Raw genomic sequence first — 9,975 nt, 5'->3', positions numbered from 1 at the left:
CGCGCCTGGAAAAATCTGGCATAGATATGCCGCTTGAGGTCGATGATGTTATCAGCATGTTTTCCCCGATTTCCAGCGGAAAGATGAACGTTGAAGTGATGCGTGCAGACCCTAAAGGTTTTTAAAACCTTTAGGGTATATATTTCGGGTTTAGATAAGGAGTCTCGTATGAAAGTCAGTTTCTTCGCGACCTTGCGTGATATTGCTGGTGGAAAGAATGTTGAGTTTGATGTGGATCATGGCATTACTGCCCAGGAACTTCTGGATGCAATCATTGTAAGATTCCCGCTTATGAAAAAAGAATTATTGAACAAAGATGGAAGAATGTATGGGCATGTCCACTTTTTTATCAATGGGCGCGATGTGCAATTCATGGACGATCAATTCCAGACGAAGATCATGCAGGAGGATACAGTCAATGTCTTCCCTGCGGTAGGCGGCGGGTGAGATTTTCCGTCATTGCGAGGAGGGCACTTGCTCTTTCCGACGAAGCAATCTGTGTGCGCCAAGAGATTGCTTCGGGCATAGTACAAGAGCGCCCTCGCAATGACGGAAGAGAATCAAAAAGCAGGACAACTCACGTTGTCCTGCTTTGTTTTCGGGGAGATTCTGTTTCAGAAAACAGAATCAGGTATCAGTTAGGAAAGAAGCGGAGAACTAAATAATCTCCAATTCCTTTAATTTAGATTCAGGCACAACGCCGTTTACCCATCCGCGCTTGTCGTAATATTCCACGAGCATGTCATCCAGTTCGCAGACGTGGCCTTTGCTGCCGCCAAACGTAGAGGGTTCAGTGGTAAAGCGAGCGGGGAGTTGGTCGCTGCCTTCGCCGAAGCCGTTGAGATTGTTGATGTGGCGTTCGAGGTTGTAAACGCGTTCGCCGACTTTGAGCAAGTGGCCCGCATCTGACGGGATACCTGTCATCGCTTCATACTGCGCCGCGAACGAATCCAGCGATTCTGCAAAGGTGGAGAATTTGCAGAGATCCAAGCAATCGGTGACAGCGTGAACGTTTTGGAAAATGAAATTCATTTCGCCTTTGCCCTTCCACGCCAGTGGATCGGCTACGGTTGATGGGCCAAGCACATTGCCGACGACTTCAGCGGCGGGGGTGTAACCGCGCAGATGGCAGGCGCCACGGTTGGACGTGGCGTAGCCGAGACCCATGCCCTTGATGCCGCGCGGATCGTAAGCGGGAACGCCCTGGCCTTTGCAAGTCATAGCGAGTTCGGGGTGACCAAAGTAGGCGGCAGTTGCATTCGCGCCGTTGGCCATCACATCGCCGATGCCCTCACGCCTGGCGATCTTGCCTGCGAGTTCAACCATTTTTGCACCGTCGCCCCAATTGAGTTTGCCATCGCCGTTGGTGTAACCTTTTTCGGAGGCTTCCATGTAAATAGAGATCGGGTGACCGATTTCAATGGCGTCCATGCCGAAGTCGTTACAGCTATCGATCATCTTAGCAACGACGCGGATATCACTGTTTCCGCAGTTCGCACCAGTTGACCAGGCGGGTTCATACTCCACTGATTCCATGCGCAGGCCAGCGTACGGGCCGTCTTTGACTTCAACTTCCTTCTTGCAGGCCACAGGGCAGGCGTGACAAGTTGGGTTGGACACGAGGACATTATCGTTGACGAATTCGCCGCTGATCTTTTCAGCATGTTCATACGCCGTGAATTGGCTATTCTTGGCTGGCAAACCGCCGATGACGTTGGTCATGTTCATCAAGACGTTTGTGCCGTAGACGGAGAGTCCGCCTTTGCGAGGGGAGGTGACCACGCGCTCATCCATGATTTCAGCCAGTGCTTTTTTATGAGCCTCTTTCCACTTGTCGCGGTTTGCGGCTTTAACGATCTTCTTCTCGGCTTTGATAACAACAGCTTTGAGATTCTTTGAGCCGCCCACACAGCCTGTACCACCGCGTCCAGAGGCGCGATCATTTTCGTTGATCCAGCTTGCGAACTTCACAAGGTTCTCGCCTGCAGGCCCAATGGCAATGACGGTTAAATCCTTTTCGCCGTATTTTTCCTTGAAATGTTTAATGGTATCGTGAACGCCTTTTCCCCAAACTTCTGAAGCATCCAATAACTCAACCTTATCATTATGAACATAGGCATAAACGGGTTTTGCGGATTTCCCTTTGAATACCAGGCCATCGAAGCCAGCCCAGCGTAATCGGGCGGCAGACCAGCCCCCATGGTGAGAATCAGTTACCGTTCCAGTGAGAGGCGATTTCGTCACAATTGCCATACGTCCGCTCATGTTTGCTTCCGAGCCAGTGAGAGGCCCGTTCATGAAGCATAAAATATTATCTGGGGAGAGCGCATCTACCTTTGGGTCATTGTCGTAAACGAACTTCACGCCCAAGCCGCGCCCTCCAATATATTTTCGGGCATCATCTTCAGGCACAGGCTTGAATTCCACTTTGCCAGCGCTGAGGTCAACCCACCCAATCCGATTTGCATAACCGCCAAGTTCCATGGTGAATCTCCTTTTTGAAAACAAAAATAAACAGCATGGGCTGTTTTTATTAATCGCTGTTTTTATTAATTTTAGAATAACATCCGAAAAATCTATAGTCAATAATTAAGTTTTTCCTTAACCGAAAATGTGATATATGTCATACTCTTTGTAATCTTTAATCATACGAAGTGTGTCAACAATATACGTTATACTTTCCTGCAACCCACAAATCCACTCAAATACTCTGCGAAACTATTCAGCTAAAATGAAACAACTCCTCCAAAACATAAAAAACGGAAAAACCATTGTCGAAGATATTCCCGTGCCTACCCCGCGTGAAGGTATGGCGCTCGTCAAAGTTGCCGCATCGCTTGTCTCTGCTGGCACCGAACGCATGGTGGTTGAATTCGCCGAGAAAAGTTATCTCGGCAAGGCGCGCTCCCGCCCTGACCTTGTAAAACAAACATTGGACAAAGCCAAACGCGAAGGCGTGATGCCAACCGTGCAGGCCGTTTTCAATCGCCTCGATCAACCGATGGCGCTTGGCTATTCATCCGCTGGAACCATTGTTGCGCTTGGAAAAAATATGCAAGGCTTCAAAGTTGGTCAGCGGGTGGCCTGCGCGGGCGGCGGTTATGCCACGCACGCTGAATACAATGTTGTGCCTCGCAATCTTTTAACTCCGCTCCCCCAAAATGTGGATTTTGAATCCGCCGCCTTTACCACCCTCGGTGCGATTGCCATGCACGGCTTCCGTTTGGCCGAACCTCAGCTTGGCGAAAACGTTGCTGTTATTGGCCTGGGTCTTTTGGGATTATTGACGATTCAACTGGCATCTGCGGCGGGATGCAACGTCCTTGGCATTGACATTGACCCCAAGCGTGTCAAACTCGCTTATTCTCTTAACATTCAAGCTGTTACCAGACCCCAGGCCGAATCTGCCGCTCAAGCCTTCACCGCCAACCGCGGCTTCGACAGCGTCATCATCTGTGCGGACACTCCCTCCAATGACCCTGTTGAGCTCGCAGGCATCATTGCTCGTGAGCGTGCCAAAGTAGTAGCAACTGGCGCAATTGGTCTCAACATCCCAAGAAAAATTTACTACGAAAAAGAAATATCCTTTATCAACTCCCGCTCCTATGGACCGGGACGCTACGACTCGAATTACGAAGAAAATGGAGTTGATTATCCAATTGGATATATAAGATGGACAGAAGGAAGAAATTTCCAAGCTGTTGTTGAATTATTGTCAAGTCGAAAGTTGAAGGTCGAAAGTCTCATCAGTCATCGTTTCCCAATTGAAGATGGAGTGCAGGCCTACGAAGTCATCACCGGGAAGAAGAAAGAGCCGTTCCTGGGTGTACTGTTGACGTACCCGCATGTTGAAAAGTTGGAAAGTTCGAAAGTTGTCAGGTTTGACGTTCAAACGTTTAAGCGTTCAAACGTTATAACGCTTGGCGTTCTTGGCGCGGGCTTGTTTGCCAATTCCACCATCCTGCCCACCATTAAAAGCAACAAAGAATTTCAGCTGATTGGTATCGCTTCGCCGGGTGGATTGCACGCGCAGCATTCAGGAAAGAAATTCGGCTTCCAATACGCCACCTCCTCCGAGGATGAGATCATCAACGATCCAAAGGTCAATGCCGTTGCGATTCTGACAAGACACGATACACATGCTGAACTGGTTGTCAAAGCATTGAAGGCTGGAAAACATGTCTTCGTTGAGAAACCGTTGGCAATCAATCGCGCTCAGCTTGCGGCCATCACCAAACAGTTACACGCTAACAACCAATCGCTCTTGACCGTGGGCTTTAACCGCAGATTCTCCCCCCTGGCCCAGTCTCTTCGCTCGTTACTCATTAATCGTAACGAACCGCTGCATGCCCATTACAGGATCAACGCTGGTTATATTGCACTAAACCATTGGATTCAGTATGAAAACCTCGGCGGCGGACGCATCATCGGTGAAGCCTGCCACTTCATCGACCTGATCACCTTCCTTGTTGGCGCAGTGCCCGTCAGCGTGAGCGCGCATGCCTTGCCAGACAAAGGTAAATATCACGAGGACAACGTCTCGATAACCTTCACCTTCCCCGATGGATCGATTGGCGTAGTGGACTATCTCGCCAACGGCGACAAATCCATGCCCAAGGAGCGGCTCGAGGTCTTCTGCGAAGGCATGGTTGCGGTTTTGGATGATTATGTTTCGTTAACTACTGTGAGAGATGGAACGAAGAAAGTGCGAAGCATGGCGCAAGATAAAGGCTGGAATGCAGAAATGGCTGCTTTTGCAGGAGCCATTAAGAGCGGGGGCGAAGCGCCGATTCCGTATGAGCAACTCATCGGTGTCACCAGGTCCACGTTTGCGGCAGTAGAGTCGATTCGGAGTAAAAGCACGGTTGAAATAAAATAGTTTCCTCTGGTGGTCGAGTAGCACCGCTGGTTTTCGCGAGGCATATCGAGATCACCAATAAATGAAAAACTCTTCACCAATTTGTTGGTCTCGGTATGGGCGAAAAGATCGCTCGCCCTACTCGACCAACGAACCATACCATATAATAACGGGGAAACTCATGACCACCAACCGCCCTCTCCGCGTCTTCCTCTGCCACTCAAGCAATGACAAACCCGCCGTGCGCGAGTTGTATCAAAAACTGCGCGCCGAGCCGTGGATTCAACCTTGGCTGGACGAAGAAGATCTTTATCCAGGGCAAGATTGGAATTTGGAGATTGAAAAAGCTATCGAAGCAACTGATGTGATCATTGTTTTTCTCTCCAACAACTCTATTACTAAAGAGGGGTACGTTCAACGCGAAATCCGCATTGCCTTGGATTACGCTGATTACAAACCTGAAGAAACATTGTTCATTATCCCTGTCCGTTTGGAAGAATGTAAACCTCCCAAACGTTTATCACGATGGCATTATGCGGATTATTTTGAGGAACAAAGTGATAGAGCGTTTCAACGTCTATTAGTTAGTTTAAAGAAATGTGTTGAATCACTGGGAATAATTGTAGATGTCCAAAATGTGAGTGCTCAGGCATTATCTTCAGATGATAAACCTTCAGAAAAGAAAGAAGAGACAAATAGTGTTCAGGTTATTATTAATGGGAATGTCATCGATTCGCTTGTAAATATTGGTGATGGTAATACGAACATCATTTCGAAGGATGGAAGTGGTCTTACAGATTACCGCCAATCTATCTCGAATGCCTACATATATTTAGAGGCTGTAAAGACTGAAATTGATAGAGAAAATATATTTTTTGCACAAAAATCATTAGAAAATGTCAAAGATATAATCTTGGCATTAAGGGATGAAAACCTATCTATCGAACATGAAATCTTGGAATGTAGATGCATTTTGAAGATTGAGAAAGTTGATGAAGCTAGAGAGAAGTTCGAGAATATTGCAAAAAGATATCCTCAAGATTCTCGTCCTCTTCTCCATTTAGCAGAAATTTGTTTAAGCGAAAATGATTTGGCTGGGAATAGTAGATTCCTTGAGCAAGCCGAAGCGCTTAACGACGATTTCTGGTTGTTAAAATTACAGAAAACTCTCAGAATGCAACACCTTGGGGAAAAGATTGGTATTAAATCTATTGATGAGAAAACATTTCCAGATAATCCCAAAATAAAGGCAAACTTCTATCGTTTGTACAGTTTGCTTCTTGAAAACTCTGGCGATCAAACAAATGCAGATAGTTTTATAGCAAAATCCATTCACTTAAACCCCGATAGATTTAGCGGTTATCTTGATGAAATGCACCTTATCGAAAGGCGGATGCTTATAAGTCAAGATGATGCGCAGAGATTGCAATTATCTCGGGTTTTATTAGATAAAATTGAAAAGGTTATAAATAAGTTTGCTGTATATGGGGATATAGGTGCGCGGAATAAATTATATATAAATACAAAAAGGATTAATGCACTTCTTGTGCAGGAAAATGTTCGAGAACTTGAAGATGTGTTGAAAGATACTTTTCGCTTTGCGGTTGCCTGTTATTTTGATAGACGAATTGAGAATATTATTGTTGGGGTATTCAAACTTGTATCGTTGCCAAATAGCGAATTAGATCAATTGCTAGAATATCTAAAGGTCTCAAAAAAGAAGATTTCAGATGATCTTTCGGAAGTACTAATTTGTCAATTTCTCTTGCGTGACGCCTTGTATAACAAGGGCGTAAAATTTTTTGAAGAAATAAACAATCAGAAATATGTTAGCTTAATACATGACCTTGAGAGCGGAAATCATGATCAGGTGTTATCTTTTTTGGAGGACAATATTCCGTTTTCAATAGCTTTAGCGAATCTCCTGAAAAACTCGTTAGCACTGAGAAGAAAGATAATAGAAAAATTACCAGATGACAAAAATGTTCAAAAAGATAAGTTGGAGTTATTACTAAATTTTGACGAGAAGGATTTTGATGAAGCATTTCAAATTTTAAAGCAACTAGACTTGTCAAATCTAGATTATTTTGAATGCATTCCAATATTGCAAATTGCTCAGCAGAAAGAGGCTTGGGATTTCGAAATCTTAATTTTAAAAAAGCTTTTAGAAAAAGAAGGAGATAAGAGGTCCTTATTTAATTTGAAGTCTCAATTATTTAACGCTTACATAAATTCCAAAAAAATTTCTAATGCTATTGATATAGGCGAGCAGCTCCTTCAGGAAGATATTTCTGATAATTTTTATAACCCAAGAAGACAAGACGTTCTGCTTTCAAATACGATTTATGCTTGTGTTGAAAGGGGCAAAATTGATCGTGAGGCTTTTGTAAAAGCTAGGTCAATTATTGATTGGTATCAATTGAGGAACCCATCTTTTGAATTTAAAGCTGGGCTTGAGGCAGAAGTTTTTTTAGGGCTTGATGATGCAGAAAGTGCTCTAAAGTCTGTTATAGATGGGATCAAGTTAAGAGGTTTACTCTCTTCACAAGAGTATGCGAAGCTATATTTTATTTTCGTGAAAATTGGCAACCGGATTGAAAGATTGAACACAGAGTCTTTAGATTTGGTTGAGGAAAATATGTTTGTTAAGTTGAGTAACAAAGACCAATGGTATTTTGTTGGCGGAGAATTTGAATTAGATGCCTTTTTAATTTCTAAGGCGAACACTAAGTACCTTGAGATTTTCGGCAAGAAAGTTGGAGATGAGGTTGCTTTTAAGAATCAAAAAGGCGTAGAGGTTTACAGGGGTGAGGTGGAACTTATTTATAATTTTGAGAAATATGTGCTGTGGCAATCTGTGCAGCGCTTTCAAAACCTTGCTAAAGATGGAGACCTTGAAGGCGTGGTTATGATAGAGATGCCGCAAAAGGATGGTGTTATTGATTTAAATAATATAAAAGACTTTTTTGAAGAATCTGATGCGAAGACAGGCGCTTTCTTTGACCTGTATTGTAAAAGTAATTATCCATTGGCTATGTTAGCAGTTAGTGAGGGTAGTTTAGTTAATGCTATTGGACGTATCCAAAGTGAGAATAAAGGGTTTGTCCACTTCAGCAAGGGGATTATTAAAGAGCTTGAACTGCAAAAGAGGGTAGTAAACAGGATTGTTGAGCATAATCTTGAATTCTATATAGACGGCACATCAGCTCTTTTCTTATCGGAAACAGGCTTGCTTAAAAAAATATACAAATACCTGCCGAATTTGAAAGTCCCGCAATCTGTAATAAATTTATTAGTTGAAATTGCTGGTCGATTTAAGTATATACCAGGACAAACAGGCTATACAATGGGCTATGCTGGTGGAAAGATAACCTTATCAATCTTAGAACAGGATAAAAGGGATCTGCTTCAAACTAACTTCGTCGAGAGTATTAAGTTGCTTGAGGCGACTTCTGATAATATAGGCTTAATTTCTTTGGCAAATAAAGTAGATTGTTTTTCTGAAATAAGAGTTCCTGATGAGTTAAGCGATGCCTGCATATTAGCGCAAAAAGAAGGCATTTCTATCTTAACAGAAGATCACCTTTATTTGGAATTAAATGAACTCGAAACAAAGAAAAAAGCACCTGAATATTTTTCGTCATGGGCTTTAATAAGCATATTGCATGAAAAAGGATATATCACCTTTGATGAGTACTTAGATTATTTTGGTTACTTATCTTCTTATAGGCTTAGGTTTTTACATGTGTTTTCCAGTGATATAGAAAAAGCCGTTTTTAGTGACGGTAGAAATAATCCTGAAAATATAAGAAGACTAAATCTACCTTTCTTGCTTTCAGAAGATTATGGTGTTTCATTTGATGATGCAATTAGGGTTGTAGGGATATTTTTGCTGAATACAATCGGGAAGGATGCAGTTAGTTTAGATATACTGAAGAAAATTATTGTAGAGATTTTAAATTCTTTCCCAACTGACAAAAACAAGAAAGAAATAGGTCAAATCTTATTGGAAACTTGTTCCAATGCACTTGAAGTTAAAATGCCACATAGCCATTGCAGACTTGAAGATAAAGCGAAGTATTGGAAGATTATTGATCTCTTAAAGTTTGTCGATGAATACATATAAAAAGCAGAATCATTCATATAAACAAGAATCAAGTGAATTTTGTATTGTTAACCTACTTTTCTATTCGGAGCCCTCATGCAACTCAAAGGAATCTATGCCCCCATCGTCACTCCCTTCAACGCGGATGAAAGCATCAACTACCCTGTCCTCGAACAACTGATCGAATACCTGATCGCCAACAAGATCGTGGGACTCGTCCCTGGCGGCACCACGGGCGAAGTCTACGCCTTCACCGAAGCCGAACGGCTGGACGTTTTCAAATTCACCAAAGAGAAAGTCAACGGGCGGGTGACGCTCATTGCAGGCACCAACTCTGGTGCCACGCGTGACGTCATCCGCTACTCGCAGATCGCCGAGGGCATGGGCTACGACGCGCTCATGGTCGCCGTCCCGCCGTATTCGCGTCCCAACCAGCGCGAACTGCTCGCACATTACGAAGCCGTCGCCAAAGCCGTCAAAATTCCCATCGTGCTCTACAACTTCCCCTGGCGCGCGGGCACAGAAGTCAGCTACGAAGTGATGGACGGTCTCACCAAATACGATCACATCATCGGTATCAAAGAGGCCAGCGGTGACATGTCCCGCGTCTACGAAATGCGCCTGCGTTATGGCAACCGCTTTCAAATGATCTGCGGCTCTGACGATCAAGCTCTCGATTATTTCCTCTGGGGAACCACCGCGTGGATCGGCGGCGCCGCGTCCTGTGCGCCCATCCAGCATCACAACGTGCTCGAAGCCGCGCTCAACAATGACTTCGTCACCGCCCGCAAACACATGGAGGTACTCATGCCCCTGCTCCGCAACATGGAAAGCGGCGGTTACACCCAGAAGGTCAAAGTGGGATGTGAATTGCTGGGCATCCCCGTTGGAAACCCGCGCATGCCGTTGCTGCCACTGTCCGCTGAAGACCGCGTTGAATTTGAACGCATCTTCAAAGCCGCCGTTGCATAATACCCCCGGTGGTTGAGTAGCCACGAGCGATAGCGAGTGG

At 44.5% G+C, this 9,975-nt stretch carries 5 protein-coding genes; 4 read left to right on the top strand and 1 reads right to left on the bottom strand.

Going from position 1 to position 9,975, the window contains the following annotated elements:
- Positions 1-168 precede the first annotated feature (168 nt).
- The gene (locus tag AC14M5_RS13280; RefSeq protein WP_484030154.1) at positions 169-447 is read left to right on the top strand and encodes a ubiquitin-like small modifier protein 1; all 279 of its coding nucleotides are present in this window, start codon (positions 169-171) and stop codon (positions 445-447) included.
- Positions 448-657: 210 nt separating this feature from the next.
- Here the strand turns inward: AC14M5_RS13280 and AC14M5_RS13275 are convergent, their stop codons facing one another.
- Positions 658-2,484 (bottom strand): aldehyde ferredoxin oxidoreductase family protein, encoded by a 1,827-nt coding sequence (locus tag AC14M5_RS13275; RefSeq protein ID WP_484030153.1) that lies wholly within the window; start codon positions 2,482-2,484, stop codon positions 658-660.
- A 247-nt stretch (positions 2,485-2,731) separates the two neighbouring features.
- Here AC14M5_RS13275 and AC14M5_RS13270 point away from each other — a divergent pair, with 247 nt between their 5' ends.
- From AC14M5_RS13270 to dapA, 3 genes are all read left to right on the top strand, one after another.
- Entirely contained in the window at positions 2,732-4,879 is a 2,148-nt protein-coding gene (locus AC14M5_RS13270) for a bi-domain-containing oxidoreductase (RefSeq protein ID WP_484030152.1), read from the top strand.
- Positions 4,880-5,039: 160 nt separating this feature from the next.
- Positions 5,040-8,984 (top strand): TIR domain-containing protein, encoded by a 3,945-nt coding sequence (locus tag AC14M5_RS13265; protein ID WP_484030151.1) that lies wholly within the window; start codon positions 5,040-5,042, stop codon positions 8,982-8,984.
- A 75-nt stretch (positions 8,985-9,059) separates the two neighbouring features.
- The gene (dapA, locus tag AC14M5_RS13260; protein ID WP_484030150.1) at positions 9,060-9,935 is read left to right on the top strand and encodes a 4-hydroxy-tetrahydrodipicolinate synthase; all 876 of its coding nucleotides are present in this window, start codon (positions 9,060-9,062) and stop codon (positions 9,933-9,935) included.
- The last annotated feature ends 40 nt before the right edge of the window (positions 9,936-9,975 follow it).

This window comes from Candidatus Villigracilis sp., assembly GCF_057083605.1.
This window is presented reverse-complemented; position numbering and strand designations above follow the sequence as displayed.